This window comes from Pseudomonas sp. B21-051, assembly GCF_024748795.1.
GTDB classification, from domain to species: Bacteria; Pseudomonadota; Gammaproteobacteria; order Pseudomonadales; family Pseudomonadaceae; genus Aquipseudomonas; species Aquipseudomonas putida_A.
In genome coordinates, this window is record NZ_CP087166.1 from 1,949,352 (window position 1) to 1,964,325 (window position 14,974).

The 14,974-nt window shown below is 57.2% G+C and carries 19 protein-coding genes and 1 tRNA gene; 6 read left to right on the top strand and 14 right to left on the bottom strand.

The annotated features are described in order from the left end of the window. Nucleotides 1-51: 51 nt before the first annotated feature. Together LOY52_RS08890 and LOY52_RS08895 are read right to left on the bottom strand one after the other, a co-directional pair. Nucleotides 52-774, bottom strand: coding sequence for a 1-acylglycerol-3-phosphate O-acyltransferase (locus LOY52_RS08890; protein WP_258679103.1), 723 nt, complete (start codon nt 772-774; stop codon nt 52-54). 216 nt (nt 775-990) lie between these two features. Continuing rightward, nucleotides 991-1,680 carry a crotonase/enoyl-CoA hydratase family protein gene (locus LOY52_RS08895; RefSeq protein WP_064586733.1) on the bottom strand — a complete coding sequence of 230 codons (690 nt, stop codon included), beginning with the start codon at nt 1,678-1,680 and terminating at the stop codon, nt 991-993. A gap of 295 nt (nt 1,681-1,975) precedes the next feature. Between LOY52_RS08895 and LOY52_RS08900 the strand changes: the two genes are divergently transcribed. From LOY52_RS08900 to LOY52_RS08910, 3 genes are all read left to right on the top strand, one after another. Next, nucleotides 1,976-2,065: transfer RNA gene (locus LOY52_RS08900), tRNA-Ser, on the top strand. 203 nt (nt 2,066-2,268) lie between these two features. Beyond that, entirely contained in the window at nt 2,269-2,484 is a 216-nt protein-coding gene (locus LOY52_RS08905) for a hypothetical protein (protein WP_258679104.1), read from the top strand. A gap of 142 nt (nt 2,485-2,626) precedes the next feature. Then, complete coding sequence (locus LOY52_RS08910; protein WP_258679105.1) at nt 2,627-3,739, top strand: hypothetical protein; 1,113 nt, start codon at nt 2,627-2,629, stop codon at nt 3,737-3,739. Nucleotides 3,740-4,052: 313 nt separating this feature from the next. Here the strand turns inward: LOY52_RS08910 and LOY52_RS08915 are convergent, their stop codons facing one another. Beyond that, complete coding sequence (locus tag LOY52_RS08915) at nt 4,053-4,403, bottom strand: hypothetical protein (RefSeq protein ID WP_258679106.1); 351 nt, start codon at nt 4,401-4,403, stop codon at nt 4,053-4,055. Between the two features lie 35 nt (nt 4,404-4,438). Here LOY52_RS08915 and LOY52_RS08920 point away from each other — a divergent pair, with 35 nt between their 5' ends. Then, a complete protein-coding gene (locus tag LOY52_RS08920; protein WP_258679107.1) occupies nt 4,439-4,618 on the top strand; it encodes a hypothetical protein in 180 nt (59 codons plus the stop codon). Between the two features lie 149 nt (nt 4,619-4,767). Here the strand turns inward: LOY52_RS08920 and LOY52_RS08925 are convergent, their stop codons facing one another. From LOY52_RS08925 to LOY52_RS08960, 8 genes are all read right to left on the bottom strand, one after another. Next, on the bottom strand, nt 4,768-5,952 hold the full coding sequence (locus tag LOY52_RS08925) for an Arm DNA-binding domain-containing protein (RefSeq protein ID WP_258679108.1): 1,185 nt from the start codon (nt 5,950-5,952) through the stop codon (nt 4,768-4,770). A 265-nt stretch (nt 5,953-6,217) separates the two neighbouring features. Continuing rightward, nucleotides 6,218-6,466, bottom strand: coding sequence for a hypothetical protein (locus LOY52_RS08930; protein WP_086794754.1), 249 nt, complete (start codon nt 6,464-6,466; stop codon nt 6,218-6,220). A 65-nt stretch (nt 6,467-6,531) separates the two neighbouring features. After that, nucleotides 6,532-6,825: a hypothetical protein gene (locus LOY52_RS08935; protein WP_258679109.1), complete on the bottom strand. Its 294-nt coding sequence runs from the start codon at nt 6,823-6,825 to the stop codon at nt 6,532-6,534. A gap of 15 nt (nt 6,826-6,840) precedes the next feature. Next, nucleotides 6,841-9,636 (bottom strand): toprim domain-containing protein, encoded by a 2,796-nt coding sequence (locus LOY52_RS08940; RefSeq protein ID WP_258679110.1) that lies wholly within the window; start codon nt 9,634-9,636, stop codon nt 6,841-6,843. Between the two features lie 2 nt (nt 9,637-9,638). Next, complete coding sequence (locus LOY52_RS08945; protein WP_086794757.1) at nt 9,639-9,872, bottom strand: hypothetical protein; 234 nt, start codon at nt 9,870-9,872, stop codon at nt 9,639-9,641. Between the two features lie 73 nt (nt 9,873-9,945). Next, nucleotides 9,946-10,311, bottom strand: coding sequence for a hypothetical protein (locus tag LOY52_RS08950; protein ID WP_226500354.1), 366 nt, complete (start codon nt 10,309-10,311; stop codon nt 9,946-9,948). Beyond that, the gene (locus LOY52_RS08955) at nt 10,308-10,787 is read right to left on the bottom strand and encodes a YmfL family putative regulatory protein (RefSeq protein WP_258679111.1); all 480 of its coding nucleotides are present in this window, start codon (nt 10,785-10,787) and stop codon (nt 10,308-10,310) included. The genes LOY52_RS08950 and LOY52_RS08955 overlap by 4 nt, the downstream gene beginning before the upstream one ends. Before the next feature lie 29 nt (nt 10,788-10,816). After that, complete coding sequence (locus LOY52_RS08960; protein ID WP_258679112.1) at nt 10,817-11,017, bottom strand: DNA-binding protein; 201 nt, start codon at nt 11,015-11,017, stop codon at nt 10,817-10,819. 92 nt (nt 11,018-11,109) lie between these two features. On the opposite strand from LOY52_RS08960, the gene LOY52_RS08965 reads away from it, so the two are divergent. Both LOY52_RS08965 and LOY52_RS08970 read left to right on the top strand, forming a co-directional pair. Beyond that, on the top strand, nt 11,110-11,457 hold the full coding sequence (locus tag LOY52_RS08965) for a helix-turn-helix domain-containing protein (RefSeq protein WP_258679840.1): 348 nt from the start codon (nt 11,110-11,112) through the stop codon (nt 11,455-11,457). A gap of 102 nt (nt 11,458-11,559) precedes the next feature. Next, a complete protein-coding gene (locus LOY52_RS08970) occupies nt 11,560-11,745 on the top strand; it encodes a hypothetical protein (RefSeq protein ID WP_025111113.1) in 186 nt (61 codons plus the stop codon). A gap of 40 nt (nt 11,746-11,785) precedes the next feature. Here the strand turns inward: LOY52_RS08970 and LOY52_RS08975 are convergent, their stop codons facing one another. The 3 genes from LOY52_RS08975 to LOY52_RS08985 all read right to left on the bottom strand — a co-directional run bounded on the left by LOY52_RS08975 (nt 11,786) and on the right by LOY52_RS08985 (nt 14,941). Then, on the bottom strand, nt 11,786-12,043 hold the full coding sequence (locus LOY52_RS08975; RefSeq protein WP_081794887.1) for an ogr/Delta-like zinc finger family protein: 258 nt from the start codon (nt 12,041-12,043) through the stop codon (nt 11,786-11,788). 74 nt (nt 12,044-12,117) lie between these two features. Next, the gene (locus LOY52_RS08980) at nt 12,118-12,987 is read right to left on the bottom strand and encodes a phage portal protein (RefSeq protein WP_226500483.1); all 870 of its coding nucleotides are present in this window, start codon (nt 12,985-12,987) and stop codon (nt 12,118-12,120) included. Next, complete coding sequence (locus LOY52_RS08985) at nt 12,899-14,941, bottom strand: terminase large subunit domain-containing protein (RefSeq protein WP_258679113.1); 2,043 nt, start codon at nt 14,939-14,941, stop codon at nt 12,899-12,901. The genes LOY52_RS08980 and LOY52_RS08985 overlap by 89 nt, the downstream gene beginning before the upstream one ends. Nucleotides 14,942-14,974: the final 33 nt, after the last annotated feature.

Sequence of the window (14,974 nt, forward strand, 5' to 3'; positions counted from 1 at the left end):
AATCTGTACAGTTCACCCGGCAAAAGAAAACCCGCACAAGGCGGGTTTTTTTCACGCAGCTCGCAGCTGCTGATCCATCGCGGCGATGCATTCGCGCATCTGCTCGCGGCACTGGGACATAAGCATGGGCATGTCATCCATGGTCAGCCCGGCTGTAGGAATCGCCGGCAGCGAGCGTATGAGAATGTTCCCGCTGCGCCAGCGGTTCAGGCGCATGTGCTTGATGTAGCTGCTGACACACACCGGCACGATCGGCACACCGGCGGCGATCGCCATCTGGAACGCGCCTTTCTTGAACGGCAGCAGTTCTTCACCGAGGTTGCGCGTGCCCTCCGGGAATACCCAGATCGACGTGTCTTCGTGTTGCAGGGTGTGGGTGGTGGTGAGCATCGACTTGCGCGCCTTGTGCGCGTTCCCGCGATCGATCAACACGTTGCCCGCGAGCCAGAACAGTTGCCCGAACAGCGGCACCCATTTCAGGCTTTTCTTGCCAATGCACACGGTACGCCGAGGCACCACGTTGCCGAACACGAACAGGTCGTAGTTGGACTGATGGTTGGCGACGATCACGCAACTGGCGGGCTTGTTCATCAACGGGCCGACGTCGGCCTTCACCCGCAAACGCAAAATGCACATCGCCGGAAGCGCGTAGAGGCGGGCGCACAGTCGGCTGTTGTCCGGGTTGAACGGACGGCATAGCCCGAGGATCACGCCCAGCACGCCGGCCAGAATAAAGTGCAGGCCCATCAATAACATACGAAACACAAACAGCATTTTCAGGCCCCACCGGGACAAAAGGTGGCGCAGTGTACGGATGTGCACTGTTTTCGGCAATTGCTGCTATAGAGTCCGGAGATAGGCGATGTTTAAGCGCATGTTTCCGAGTTGATTGGCAGAGCCGTGCTAGAGCAGTCGACGCTCGATCAACCGAACGCGTAAGAAAAAGCCCGACACGACGGTCGGGCTTTTCTTCTGCTCGGGAGCGCGGGCTTAGCCCAGATGTTCCTGATCCTGGATGATCGCGTTGTCGAGGGCTTCGAGCAGCGCCTTGCGCACTTTGAGCTTGGTGTTCTTGTGCGCGTTCATGTTGATCTTCTTCAACTGACGCGCCGCGGCCAGGGCTGCGCCTTGCAGCTCTTCGGCAGCCACCACCTTGTCGAGGAAACCGGCATCCACCGCGCTTTTCGGATCAAACATCTCACCGTTGATCACCGAACGGTGGAACGCCGAGCGGCGCAGGCGATCACGCGCCAGCTCGATACCGGCATGGTGCATGGTCATGCCGATCTGCACTTCGTTCAGACCGATGCTGAACGGGCCGTCGACACCGATGCGGTAGTCGGCGGACAGCAGCAGGAACGCGCCTTTGGCCACGGCGTGGCCTGGGCAGGCAACGATCACCGGAAACGGGTGGGAGAGCAGGCGACGGGCGAGGGTCGAACCCGCAGTCACCAGCGCCACGGCTTCTTTAGGCCCGGCGGTCATCACCTTCAAGTCATAGCCGCCCGACAGAATCCCCGGCTGACCGGTAATGATCACGATGGCACGATCAGTCTTCGCCTGATCCAGCGCCGCGTTGAACGCCGCAATCACGTCCGGGGAAATGGCATTGACCTTGCCGTTGTTCAAGGTCAGGGTCGCGATACCGTCTTCGAGGTGGTAGGCAATCAACTCACTCATGACGCTATTCCTTGTAAGAAAGATGGGCAGACGTTACCCACCACCGTAGGCCAGGTAAAGCGCTGTGACTGACTCGCCGGTCACCGTTTCCGGCCGCGCCCGGCGTAGCACACCGTTCTGCTTCTATATAGAAGGGTGGCCGTCACCAGAGATTGGCCGGTTTGCCATCGCCCAGGGTGGGGCGAAACGCCTTTTTGTCTTAACCGCATGAAAATTCTGAAAAAAAGTTTGCCATCAGAAAAGCTTTCGACTACATTAGCGCGCCTCGACAGACAGAACATGTTTGAAGAGATACGGTGAAGTGTCCGAGTGGCTTAAGGAGCACGCCTGGAAAGTGTGTATACAGGAAACTGTATCGAGAGTTCGAATCTCTCCTTCACCGCCAAATTCAGTAAACGCAAGCCCCTGATTTTCCTAGAGAAATTCGGGGGTTTGTGGTTTTTGGCGTCTGAAAAAAGGCCATATGGGACTGAGATGGGACTGGTGCGCTATTTTGGTGCGCAAACAGAGACCCCCGAATGGTGACTGACCGTCACCAGCGATACGATGAGCTAGGCTTTTGCGAACTGAACTCAAAGGACGACTTCCATGCCATCTGACTCTGATTCCAACATTGCCGCGGCAGATGCTCTGACTTTGCTCCTACATAACCAGCATGCCTTGGCGGCAGCGATCGAGGAGGTCACCAAATGGCTTTCAGAAAATGGCGTAGAGGGTGTTGCCGATAACGCACTAGGGGCCCTCGAAACCCTGGACGCAAATGCTAAAGCGATTACTGAAGCAATTACGCGACTTAGGTATTGATCTGGAAACATCCATCGAGCAACTTCTCCCCCTTCACGAAAGGCAGAAAACGGCCAAAAGCAGTCGCCTGGGATTGCCGTCTTTCGACCGATAGCAGTCCTCGCCGGAACCGGCTTTGATGTCTAGTACAAGGACACACTAAATGAGCTTGCTGACCACTTTTGGGCCTCTCCGAGATATTCCCCTAGACAACATCGAGCAGCTAAAGGAAATACTCATCCGGTCTGACAAGAGCAGAATGCTTGAAGGGTTGGTCATTGAGGCTGTGTTCAATGAGTACCTCGGCAAGCTGGTTGGTCAAGGAATCGATATTTTACCGGTTTCTCTCGTTAGGACTCTGACGATAAAGGAAAATGCACGACAGAAATTCGTAAACTCTTGGTGGGTGTGGGATCACTCGGAGACCGGTCAAGCAGCCGCGGATCTGCGCCATCGTCTGGCCCCTTCGTCCGGTCGGAGCGAGTTCCTGTTTGATTGCTATTACGACGAGATGAGCCGTGATTTCTTCATGAGGAAATGGGGAGAGCAAACCAACATCCCTATTCAGTCTTTCATGATGAAAAAGCGAAAGCAGTCGTCTCCCCAGTTCAGGATTCCATCGGATTCGGTGATCGACGAGAATCGATCTCAGCAGGCCTTCTGGGCCGGTCTTTCCAGCCACTATAGCGATGATCTCTTTAAGCAGGTCGTTCTTCATCGGCTGTTTAAAAACTGTGCGATACAACCTTTTTTCGAGGGTGTCTGGGACATTGACAGCTTGGCGCGATGGCCAGACAACTCTCTCATGCAGTTAGAGGTAAAGCACAAGTACCCACATATTGAGAAAACCTCTAAGGAACTATTTTTCGGCATTAACAACGGTCAGTTGCAAGTAATGCAGGATTTAGCCCGTCGAGGAATCAAGACGCTGCACATGATAATGGTGAAGCCCATCTGGGACAAAAATCACGGGACGGGCTATCTCTTAAACAGAATTGGTATCCGGAAGAACGTATTGCTGCTGGCAAAGTTATTGGATGCAGATACGTTGGACGAGATTCGATCCAGGCCGTCAAGGCAGACGGGAACAGAGCAGTCCCTCACCGGCAAGAATGAACAAAAGGCGCGCTACGTTGGCGCACCTGAGTTTCAACTCCTTGGCACGCTTGATGATCCAGTTGACGTTGTGGCAAGAAACATCGCCCTTGCCGCCACAGGCGCCCTCAACCAGCCTGTCACTGATCAGCTTTTGCGTGATAACCAGATTCATCGGTAGAAAAGTAGCGGAGACAGATCACGATACGGTTGCTTGTGAGGGAATCTGGGATGAGCTCTGATGGCAGCGAGTGACTGCTTCTGGCTGAAAGCTGGCGCTCACGATTGGCCCCTTTCGGGCAAAATCGGCCATCCGACTTCACCACTTACGCTCAGAGAGTACATCCTGCGGACAGTCAAATCCTGATTTTCACTGAGCGTTAACGATATCTACAAAAAATGTACCTGCTTCATTTTTTTCGACAAAAAAAGGCCGATGACACCCTATCGGATGATCGGCCAGTTTTGATCAGATGTAGCCTGACGGAAAAGAATCAGAAACTGTCTAGCGAATATTCCGACGCCTCTGTGCAACGAATAAACGCTGCGTAGTAGGTATGAAGGTTGGTATTTTTCTCATAGAGGATTCTTGCAAAATCCGCAGGAGAAATGTCCCATTTTGGTGCGCGTCCTGTCGTGAAGTAGCGGTCAAACGCCCACCCGCTTGGGACGTAATCCGGTCTAATAACAGAATCGTGAATATGGTCACGACCAATATAAAGCGCACTTATAAGCGCCGCTTGATCCCCGATGTCGTAGCGATCCAGAAACGCCTTTGCACTCTCCTCGTCACGGAAAGGGATGTGAGGTGAAATGCTGTCAATAAGATCCGTAATGCTTGTCATGTGACTATCCTTTTTTTCCAATCCCAAAAATAGCATTGGCCACGTTGCAAAATGAGGGCTTCGATCTGGATTTCAAGGCGCCGGAAGACACTCAGATGTCATCCGCTTCTCAGCCCGCCGCAATAGTGGGTAGCACACCTGGATTTGCTGATTTCTGCCCAACGCAGTCGTCCATGAACGACCGCTTCTGGCCGATGGCGGCGTTTGAAGACTGATACGTGGAATTCCGGCCTATGTTCAATCGGCCCCCACACCTGGTCATGGTGTGGGGGCCTTTTTCTGGCAGCGTGGAAACCAGTCTCCCCCAGGCTGGCTTACCACTCCCTGACCTTCTGGCTTCGCGAAAGTGGTGGACTCAGTGGGTTCAACGCAGAGCTGTAACCGGTGACAGCTTCAAGGCCATTTGCAGCATCCCTACCACGTCGGGTCCGTCTTCATTGATCCACGTCCCGTAGTGTTGACGGATCATGTTCCCGTTGGTGTGGCCCATCTGTTCGGCGATCCAGTCGATCGACGCCACACCAGTGGTCAGCAGCTGACTGGCGTACGTATGCCGACACTGCCCTGGTCCACGATACCTCACCCCGGCCGCGAGCAAGTGCGCCTTGAAGAAGCGGTCGCGGACCACGAAGTCGTTGGCGTGCGGTAGACCGCTTTTACTGTTCAGGAACACGAAATGCAGTTTGTGCTGGCGCACTGTCTTGTTGTCCCGCTCGACGACATCCACGGTTTCCGCCCGGCGTCGGCGAGTCAGCGAATCAATCTTCTGCAGCGCTTCCCATGCCGGTGCCAGCAGGCGCACGCGGCGCGTTGATCGGCGGGTTTTGGTCACGCGGTACGCGCCGCGCACCTTGGATCGGCGAAAGGTCACGGTGCCTTGCGCCAGGTCGACATCCTCCCAAGCCAGGGCGATCGTCTCCGACACCCGAGGGCCGGCCCATAACATGAACTGCACCATCAACAGCTCGTGCGTACGGCTGGTCGGAGTGTCGAGGATCTGTTTGATCTCGGCACGGGTGAATGGGTCCGGGGCCTCCGGATCCGGCAGGCGCACCATCAAGCCTTCGGTTGGGTCGTGGGCGACTTTCATGCGCGTGCGGTACAGACGGAACACTTGGCGCACGTTGCTGATGATGTCGCGGATGGTCTTATTCTTCAGGGTTTTCGACAGCGTGCCCTGTATCCATTCCTGCAGGTCCAGATGATCGATCTGGTTGATCTGTGCCTTGCCCCAGCGCGGCCGCACATGTACCTCGGCCTTGTTGGCATACCCCCGGTAGCTCGACGCGGCAACGCTGTTGGCCTTGATCTTCAACCACAGGTCCAAGTAGTGGCCAAAGGTGTTTTCGACCAGCTTTGAGGAATTTGGAAAATGCCGGGCATAGTCAAAGGTGCCGATCTGGATTTCGTAATCGATGATGCCGAGCAGGCGTTTGGCCTGGGCCACGGTGGCCGGCGTGTTGCCTCCGGGAATCGATTCCCGGCATTTCTCCCCGTTGTGTTGAAAGTAGATTCTCACGGAATTGCCGCGAGCTTCGACGCCACTCATGTAAACCCCTAACGCTGTACTCGTGTATCGACAGTCTGACGATCGGAAACAAAAAGGCCCGTTTCCGGGCCAAGTATCTGCAGGCGCATCTTCTAGTGGACGCGGTTATCGCTTGGGCGGGTGATGGCGCCGGTGGGCATTGAGTAACTGGCGCTGCCGGCTGCACTTGGCATGGTTGCCTTGCACCCGCCACTTGCCGCACAGGTCGCACACGCTGGTGTGGTCCAAGTTCCAGGGAAAGCGCCGCGCGGAGATTGCTGGGTCGTTAGACATGGCGTGAGTCACCCTGTGTTGCGGGAATGGCGAGCAGCCGAGTGACTACTGCCGCATCCGTTGCGCTCAACTCGCCTAGGGTACGGGCCATCTGGCTTAGGCTTTCCAGGCGCGTGCGTGATTCCGGGGTTTTGTGCACCAGGTAGCCGATGACGGCCGCGCCGATCAGCGCGGTGGCCACGAGGTGGCGCGCTGGTGTGGTAGCCTGCGTGCCGCTGCTGCTTAGGTTCTGTACTTGCATGTTTGAGTCCTCTGTAGTGGTCGGGTGTCGAGGAGCTGCAACTCCTCGACACTGTTTTTCAAAGGTCAGTCCTTTCGGGCCAGGTGAACCACCAGGCCGTCAAAATCCGGCAGGTGTTCGACACAGGACTGCCATTCCAGAACCTTCAAAATCTGTTGCCGGCTGCAGTCGTCGACCAGGATTTCGCGCTGGCCACCGGCGGCGCGGACTTCCAGGATCTGCAGCAAACCTTCTTCGCCATAGGCACCGGCCTGGATGATCGGCGCGCTTTCGCCGACAAACTCCAGTCGATCCTGAACGGCCTGCAGTTTGTTGGTTTTGCCGTCGCCGGCATTGCCCATAAACACTTGAACTTGCATCGGTGTAGCCTCCTTTTACGCTTTGAAGATCCAGCACTTGACCGTCGTCGGACGGCCCGGCGCCAGTGGGGTTTTGGCGTTCAGCGCCGCACGTACCGCGCTGTGCACGGCCTTGTTGGCATCGAGAAATTTGTGCGAGCGGGATTCTTTGAGCAGGTCGCGCAGGGTCGCCACGTCGGCCAGCTTCTGTTTGTGTTCGGCGGCGCGTTCGCTGAATTCGTTGAGGTTGATCGCGATGACGTTCGGGTCGCTGCTGTGGTCGACCACCGGGTCTTCGCTGAGCGATTGCAGGTAGTCGTACACCTCCCAAAACTCGGCCACCGCCGGATGGTCGGAGCTGATCGAAGCCTGGCGCTCGATGGCCATGCGCACGATCTGGCGCTGAGTGGCGGCAACCTGGGGTTCGTCCAGTTTCAGGACCAGGCGCAGGGCATCGAGCAGTGACAGCAGCTGCGCATGGTTCTTGCTGATCCGCTCGACGCGGATGTACCCACGCAAGTCGTATCCACAGCTGCTGCAGTTGCCTTGTTCGTTGGGATACTCCGTACCGCAGGCAAAGCAGTGGGTGTGCAGGCGGCGCAACCTGGCTTCGTGTTCGGGCACGCGTTGGGCGAACAGCTCGAGCACAGCTGATTCCTTACCGACGGCCCGAATCAGGAAGTGGCTCAGCGTGCCGCCGTCCAAGGCGTTCAGCTTGTCCGCTGCAGCGCGGCTTTGCGGTGTCACTGTCGGCCGGATGAAATGCAGCTTGACGATCCGGGTCATGATCGCCTCATGAGCGACCACGGCCGCGTTCTGGCTGATGGCGATCGTGCCGCGAAATGGTGGCTCGTAGGTTTCGTTGCCGGCGGTCTTCACGCCTTTGGTGGCCAGCGTGCCGCCGCCGTAGAAGTCTTTCAGCTCGTCCCATTCGAAGGTCTTGGCGTGCGATCGATCATCGCCGTGCCGATCGGCTTCAAGGAACACCACCGGCATGCCCGATACCTGGCCCATCAACCGCGAGCGACCAGCTTTCGTCGACTTCATTGGGTCGAAGCCTTCGTAGCCTTCACGGCCGAGCAGTTTCCACAGCAGATTGAGGAGGGTGGTCTTGCCGGCGCCAGCCTCGCCCGTGGCCTCCAGAAAGGGAAACGACTGGTAGCGGCTGCGGATCTGCTCACAGAAGAGCGAGCCGAAAAAGAACACCAGTGCCACCAGGCCCTGGGCACCGAAGCAGGTCCACAGCAGCGGCAGCCAGGCTTCATTGAAGTCCTTGCCATCTCGCTGTAGTTTGATTGGGACACCTTTTTGCAGCGTCTTCAGACGCAGCTTGCCGAACTCGAAATAGTCCTCGCTGTTGACCTTGTAGGTCGTGCCGTCCTTGATCGCCAGGTCGCCGTAGACGTAGCAGCCGTATTCCTTGCTGTAGCCCACGTAGTCGATCGTCGACACGGTTTTGATGCCGAACAGTTGGTCCTTCATCAGCTTGTCCAGCTGCTGACCGCTGCCGGTATACATGGCGCCGGCGGCCATCCCGAGCAGGCGTTTTTTGAATTCACTGGCCGCTGACAACTGCCCGCTGGTGAAGGTGTTCTTCACGCTTTCGGAGTCGTGCGGGAAATCGACGCGCAGGTAATACCAGGACTCGTCCGTCACTTCATTGCGCTGGAAATACAGGGCTTGCGGGTAGCAGTTGGCAATCTCGACCACGCTGCCCGATTGCTGCAGCGCTTTCTCGCGTTGTTGTGCTTGGTTGAGCAACTGGTCGTCGTGGTTCTCGCTGTCCTCGATGTCCTGCATCGCCCGGTTGAATTTCTCCATGTCCAACTTGAACCAGTACAGGCGACTGCCGAAGCCCAAGTGGAATTCACCACGCTTGTTCCAGTCGTATATCAGCAACGCTTTTTCGGCCGCGCTTTCGGCAAGCAGCAGGGCGCCCAGGTGACGCGCCTGTTTCAGATCAGCCGCGATCTGGTCGGCGCGTTGGCTCTCGTCTTCGATGAAACTCCAGCGCTGATGCAGATCGTTCCAGTCGGTCTTGCGGCCGTCACGCAGAGGGATCTGCGCCGCCTCACAGACGAACCCCAGCGCTCGCGCCTGCTTCGCCCAGCGTTTGGTGTAGGCGTGGGCGCCCGACTCGTTGTCGAGCGCCCAGACCAGCTTGGGCAACTTGCCGTCGCGGTCACGGGCCAGGGCTCGCAGTGATTCTTCAGGGAAGGCATTCGAGGACATGGCCGACACCGCGACGATGTCGTTGTGCACCAGGGCGATCGCGTCAAAGATGCCCTCGACAATCCAGACTTCTTTCGCTTCCAGCAGGTCGACGCACGGCGGGCACCACCAGACGCCGCGATAGCTGTCCTTGGATTTGAACCGGGCTTTCATCTTGCCGAAGCGGTGCGGCCGATCGATCAGGCGTTCCCACCAGCCGCCTTTTGCCAGTGCAAAGCGCACGGTGGCGCTGCCGGCGTTGTGGTCCGGGGAGTAAAAGCTTTCCTGAGTGAACCAGCCTTGAATCAATTCGATGCGAAAGCCCCGGGCAAACTCAAGGTAGGCGCGGGCGGTGGCATTGGGGTGTTGGTCGGTGGCCGGCGCACGCTTGCTCCAGTCTTCGAACAGGTCTTCGTACAGCTCCTTCACGTGCAGGGTGTGCGCGCATTTTTCAGGTCTGCCGCAGATCACCAACCACGGAGCATCAAAACGGGTGTACAGCGTTTTCTGGCGGCACTTGGGGCAGGTGCCGCCGCGCATGTAGTCAGCATTTGCCCGTTGCTTGAGCCCGTAATCGGTTTTCAGGCGTTCGATCACGTCGCTGCGCAGTTGCTCTTTCATGGTTACTTCGCTTTCTTGAGGCAGAGGGAGAGGGCGCCGATCAGGTGTTTCTGAGCAGCCATCACGGGGCAGTTGGCGAGAATTGACCCGTGGCGCAGACCATCGGGAATCAGGCGGAACTGGTCTGCGTACCAGAGTTCGTTGAAGCTGAGACGGTACTGCTCGCGCAGGTTGGCCAAGAGCGCTTGAGCCTCTACAGGCGTCAGTTTTGCGTTGATGTTCAGGGCGTTTTCCATCGTCAAACCTCAATTTCGGGCGCAGCTCACCCAAACCCACGGCAATGGGGATCGGGGATTTGTTGGTTAGGTGTTAGGAAGCGGTGATGCGAAAGCGCCCGTTATCGGGAGCAATGAGGATGCGTTCGTAGATCAGGCTGACTGGGATTGCCCAGGCGTTGCCGGTGGCGGTATCGAAAATCACGGTGTGCGTTGATGTGCTGTTGATGACATCCAGTCGCTGCCGATCGCCGACCGCTGCCATTTCACTGTTGGCCAGATGCACCAACCGTTCGGCGTGCTGCATTGTGGCGTTGTAATCCGTCACAAGGTGCTGAACAGCGCGTTTGAACAGTTGCTGGTCGTCGCCCAGATGTTCGCACTGATGACGCTCAAGAAAAGCAAAGGCCGCGGTTTTGAGCATGTCCTGATATTCCTGTACGGCCGGCAGATTGTTCATTGGCTTTTCCCCGGTTTGGCACGGTACAAGTCGATAGCGGCCAGCACTTCGGCGTGCCGTGCGGCCATGTGGAGGTTGTGTGCGGCAAGGATGTGTTCGGCTTCTTCCATGCTGATAGAACCGTCTTCCAATGCCTGGGCGATCGCTTGGTCAACGCAACCGCGCTTTGCCGATACCTGCACCGACCGCGCATACAGTTCGACGTTGTCCAGCTTCTCCGGGTCGGCGACGGCTACAAACAAGCCGCCATACATCTGCGCAACGTAGTTCGGAAAGTGGTGGGTGCCGCTGGCTTGCTCCAGCATGTAAACCTGAACATCCGTCAGTGGACTGCAGCCGGCATTCTCGTAGGCGTGGTTGTCGAACTTTTTGACCTTCATTCCCAAGCGAGCGGCAGCACCTTCGCGTCCCTCGGGAAAGCTGCGAATGATCTCGCGCATCGCTTCTTTGCGCGTCTCTAGAACGGGGCTTTTCATCTTCTACTGTTCTCTGTAGGTCCGTACCGTTACTGTTCGATTACGCCGTCTTTGATGCCAAGTAATACGGCGGCGCGATGTGCCTCCCCCCGGCGACCTTTGATCCTTCCGTTCAAAAGGTCGCTGACTAAATTTTTGTTCAAGCCATGCTTGCGGCTGAATTCCGCGATGCTCATTCCTTTTCGATCCAACGCCTCTCGGGCTTGCTCGGGTGTAACGGTGGCGGGCATAGTGCGCACTCTGTTCAGTTGTGTTTACTTGTGTTTGTCTGTGGTGATTCTTGGTCAAAAAAATGATCAAGTCAATGGTGGTGAATAAAAAAATGATCATTGCTGATCGAGTAGGTGAACGCCTGCGGGAAGAGCGCGAGCGCCTAGGGCTAAATCAAACAGAGTTTGGAGTGCGTTTAGGCGTCAGTCGGGGGACGCAAAAAAACTATGAATTGGGGGCGAGTTCACTCGACCTTCGATACGTAAGCGCGCTTGAAGAGCAGGGAGCTGACGCGGCTTACATTTTGACTGGGCGGCGGTCGACGCCGATCGGTCAAATGTTGTCAGCGGCAGAAGAAGAATTGATTACCCAGTACAGAAGCATCACGTCATTTGACCAGGAAGCGATACGTCGTTTTCTTCAGGCGATGGCCGATGACGCTGCCCGTCAGAAGAATTAACTCGCAACAAAAGCTTGTACGACATTGGTCGCCCCTACGTTTTAAAGTCGGTCCTCATCCCGTCAATGCCGATTCAGCCATGCACTTTATGGAGTAGTCAGCATGTTGGATCGCATCAAAAAAGAACCTCTTTGCTTGGGATTTGCCGAGTTCGAATGGCACAACTTGAGCAAAGCGGAACGCCGCCTCATTGGCCTATACCGGTCATTGAGTGAAAAGGAGCAAGGTCAGCTTCGTCGGCTATCTGAAATTCTTGCCATCAATCCTGAAGAGTCAGCCAACAGCTGATGTCTTGATCGCCGACGTTTCGGTGTCGGCGATTGACCTGTCACGCAACTGCCTGCGCCCCGAGCTGCTCGAACAACTCCCGCTGTTTCGCCCTGGGCATTTCCCGAAGACGATCAAACAACAACCGGTCGAAGGTTTGCGCTGATGGACTCAGCGTGTGGGAAAACGTCAAGTGGGCCACCCATGTATGCCCGCACTGGACGTCCAGGCACTGGCAATAGAGCGTCACGAAATCTGGCGATTGCGGCTTGCTATCCCGGATTAATCCCTTGTTTCCACACTTGCATGTCACTCGCATATGTCCCTCCCCAGGGGCAGCTGATCGCCACCATATTGCCATATTTTGTAGTGGCATCCGCTATGGTTACTATTTCATGCAGTGACATCCACTGCTTCTGGAGCAGGTTTCCAGCCAAACCGCCTGTCATCGCGTAGCCGGTCGTTCAACTGATTGAACAACTGACAGATCGGTCGAATCTCGTTGCTGGTGTACACGCGGTCGATCTTTTCGATGTCGCCGAAACCACCGGTATTTTCCGGGATGATGCCGGCCAGTGCGGGGTTCATCCGCCAGGCCGCGATGACATCGTTTCGTGTGATGTTCTTCACTTTCTCCAGCTCGTCTTTCGCCTGGAAGTCACCCACCGGAATGATCTGAATTGCGTTCTCTTTGCCGTTGGGGATGTTGACGAACATCGATCGGAAGTTGCCCACGCCCTTGCTCGCGCTGATCTGGGCGCGCAGCTCGTCTTCGTCCTCTTCGGTCAGGTCGGGATCGTTTGTGTAGAAGATGTAGCCAGCGTGTGCGCCGTTGCTGTAGTAGCGCCGGCGGAAGAGGGTGGCGGCCTCATTCAGCAGCAACGCCTGCAGGCCGCCCAGGTAGTCCGGAATCCCGTAAATGTTCTGTTCCACGTCGTAGTCCAGGACGTGGGAGATTTCGTGCGCCTCGAACTCCATTTCCTTGTTGTCGGGCAGCAGCATCACGAAGCCTCCGTCGACCTTCACGCGCATGTTGATCGCCGGCAGGTGCTGCAGCTCCAGCACCTGGCCGAACGCGTTGGTGTCGTTGTAGAAGTACGCTTCGCCGAACACCATGTAGTCCAGCCCGGCACGGCCCATCGTCTCCGTACTGCAGCCGGCCGAGGCGATGAACTCACGCAGCAACAGGTTGCGCTTGAACTTCGGAATGGCGCCGTGGTGCGCGTTGGCGCGCAACAGCTTGGCCAGGCCTGCCCGTGACACCGGCGGTTTGTAGATCTTGCCGTCGTCGCTGGGAAACACACCCACGTACTCGCCGATGTTGCCGGACAGCACCTGCTCCGGCTCCCCGAACGTAAACGTGCGCATTGGCTGTTGCTGTGGTTGGGCTACGTGGTGCTTTCTGCGTTTGCGGTTGGCCATGGCTGCTATGGGTACTCGTGACGTAGCGGCTACGGCGCCGCTTGTTGGTGTTCAAAGGTTCGTTGGACAGGGCGTGCATCACCGCCCAGGCAATGTCGGCATGACCGGTGGCTTCGGTACGGGATGCGCTGTAGGTGATCTGGCCGCTGTTGGTGGCGCCGCGCTTGATGGTCAGGAATGCCTGGGCGATATCCGTCCAGCCGGCGTCCCACTCGATGCGACTGCCTTGGATCGTGTCCTGGGCTTTCAGTACCAAGGCGTTTTTTGCTTCCAGGCTGTAGTGAATCGGGGTCGCCTTGGCGTAAAAGTCGCGCACCAGGTCGAACACGCCGTAGCCCACGCCGGTGACATCGATGCCGATGTGCTGCACGTTGAAGCGCTCAGTCAGCTTCTTGACCTGCGCGGCTTGGTAGGTGAACGAATGGCCTCGCCAGCTGTGCTTTTCCAGAATCCGGAACTTCGCCCCAGGTTCGAGCGGCGGCGCGATGACCACACAGGTGGCGTCGTCGCGGGTGCGGCTCGGGTCGTACCCCAACCAGACCGGACTGTTGCCGAACGGACGATCCAACTCCGGGTTGTAGTCCTCCCACAACGACAGATCCGAATAACAGCGCTCCAGATCCTTTAGGCTGAACGCGCTTTGTGTGCTGTCGATGAACTTGCAGTAGAACAGCTGTTGGAATTTGTCTTCGTCGTACTCCAGCTGCAGCTGCTCGAGGTCGAACAGATCGCAGCCGCCGGCGATCGCGTCGTCTAGGGTGATCGTCTTGCGCCACTGGCCGTCCGGGCACAGCGCGCCCTGCGTGTAAGCCGCTTCGCTCGGCCACACGCCGCCGGCCTTCTTGCCGCGCTTGCTGTTGCGAAACTCTTCACCCGACCAGAACGGATACGCCTGGTGCGAGACGGCGCTGGGCGTCGAGAAATAGGTTTTGCGCCATTTCTTGTGGGTGCCCATGGCGCTGGCGACGGTGCTGAGCTTTTCGAAGTCGCGAATCCAGAAGTATTCGTCGACGTAGACGTGGCCGTGGTAGCCCTGGGCGGTGCTGCTGTTGGTGCTGAGAAAGCGTAGCTCGGCGCCGTTGCTCAGGGTGATCGGGTTACCTGTCAGCTCGATGCCGAACCACTGCTGGGCAAACTGGATGATGTAGCTGCGGAAAATTTCCGACTGCGATCGGCTGGCTGACAGAAACACCTGGTTGTCTCCGCTCAACACGGCGTCCATGAACGCTTCGCCGGCGAAGTAATAGGTCAGGCCGACCTGACGGCTTTTGAGGATGTTCCGGACACGGCGGGTCAGCGGGTTCTGTTTCGCCTCGAACAGCTCTTTCTGGTAGCCGTACATTTTCGAGATGAACTTATCCAGAAAGTCCACTTCGGTCAGGCCGCTGATGTCGTTCTTCGCCTTCTTTTCGCGCTTCTTGCCGCCGCTCTCGCCCCGCTCACGACGTTGACCTGGCTGGCGTTCGCGAGGCTCGTCCGGACCATCTGACGGCGCTGCCGGCGCAGGTTTGGCCGCGAGTTTTTTCAGTCGCTCAAGCAGGCTTGTCAGCCGCTCCAGTTCATCCAGTTCGGCTTTTGTCAGCGGGTCGATCTTCTCCAGAATCAGGGTGATTCGTCGGTTGACGGCGCTCAACGGTTCTTCGTCCGTCAGCATCTCGTCCCAGCCGCCTTGGCGAATCCAGTAATAGACGATACGGATGTTGGGCAGCTTCAAATGCGCCTGGATTTCCTTCACCGAACAGCGGCGCAGGTAGAGGCGTTTTGCGGCTTCTTTGACTTCGGTCGGGTAGTTCATGGGCCGCAGTCTATGCGGCGAAAACGCCGGAAA

Excerpts from the sequence above, each read along its gene's own strand:
- LOY52_RS08890 (WP_258679103.1), bottom strand. The coding sequence starts at position 774 with ATGCTGTTTGTGTTTCGTATGTTATTGATGGGCCTGCACTTTATTCTG.
- LOY52_RS08895 (WP_064586733.1), bottom strand. The coding sequence starts at position 1,680 with ATGAGTGAGTTGATTGCCTACCACCTCGAAGACGGTATCGCGACCCTG.
- LOY52_RS08905 (WP_258679104.1), top strand. The coding sequence starts at position 2,269 with ATGCCATCTGACTCTGATTCCAACATTGCCGCGGCAGATGCTCTGACT.
- LOY52_RS08910 (WP_258679105.1), top strand. The coding sequence starts at position 2,627 with ATGAGCTTGCTGACCACTTTTGGGCCTCTCCGAGATATTCCCCTAGAC.
- LOY52_RS08915 (WP_258679106.1), bottom strand. The coding sequence starts at position 4,403 with ATGACAAGCATTACGGATCTTATTGACAGCATTTCACCTCACATCCCT.
- LOY52_RS08925 (WP_258679108.1), bottom strand. The coding sequence starts at position 5,952 with ATGAGTGGCGTCGAAGCTCGCGGCAATTCCGTGAGAATCTACTTTCAA.
- LOY52_RS08930 (WP_086794754.1), bottom strand. The coding sequence starts at position 6,466 with ATGCAAGTACAGAACCTAAGCAGCAGCGGCACGCAGGCTACCACACCA.
- LOY52_RS08935 (WP_258679109.1), bottom strand. The coding sequence starts at position 6,825 with ATGCAAGTTCAAGTGTTTATGGGCAATGCCGGCGACGGCAAAACCAAC.
- LOY52_RS08940 (WP_258679110.1), bottom strand. The coding sequence starts at position 9,636 with ATGAAAGAGCAACTGCGCAGCGACGTGATCGAACGCCTGAAAACCGAT.
- LOY52_RS08945 (WP_086794757.1), bottom strand. The coding sequence starts at position 9,872 with ATGGAAAACGCCCTGAACATCAACGCAAAACTGACGCCTGTAGAGGCT.
- LOY52_RS08950 (WP_226500354.1), bottom strand. The coding sequence starts at position 10,311 with ATGAACAATCTGCCGGCCGTACAGGAATATCAGGACATGCTCAAAACC.
- LOY52_RS08955 (WP_258679111.1), bottom strand. The coding sequence starts at position 10,787 with ATGAAAAGCCCCGTTCTAGAGACGCGCAAAGAAGCGATGCGCGAGATC.
- LOY52_RS08960 (WP_258679112.1), bottom strand. The coding sequence starts at position 11,017 with ATGCCCGCCACCGTTACACCCGAGCAAGCCCGAGAGGCGTTGGATCGA.
- LOY52_RS08965 (WP_258679840.1), top strand. The coding sequence starts at position 11,110 with ATGATCATTGCTGATCGAGTAGGTGAACGCCTGCGGGAAGAGCGCGAG.
- LOY52_RS08970 (WP_025111113.1), top strand. The coding sequence starts at position 11,560 with ATGTTGGATCGCATCAAAAAAGAACCTCTTTGCTTGGGATTTGCCGAG.
- LOY52_RS08975 (WP_081794887.1), bottom strand. The coding sequence starts at position 12,043 with ATGCGAGTGACATGCAAGTGTGGAAACAAGGGATTAATCCGGGATAGC.
- LOY52_RS08985 (WP_258679113.1), bottom strand. The coding sequence starts at position 14,941 with ATGAACTACCCGACCGAAGTCAAAGAAGCCGCAAAACGCCTCTACCTG.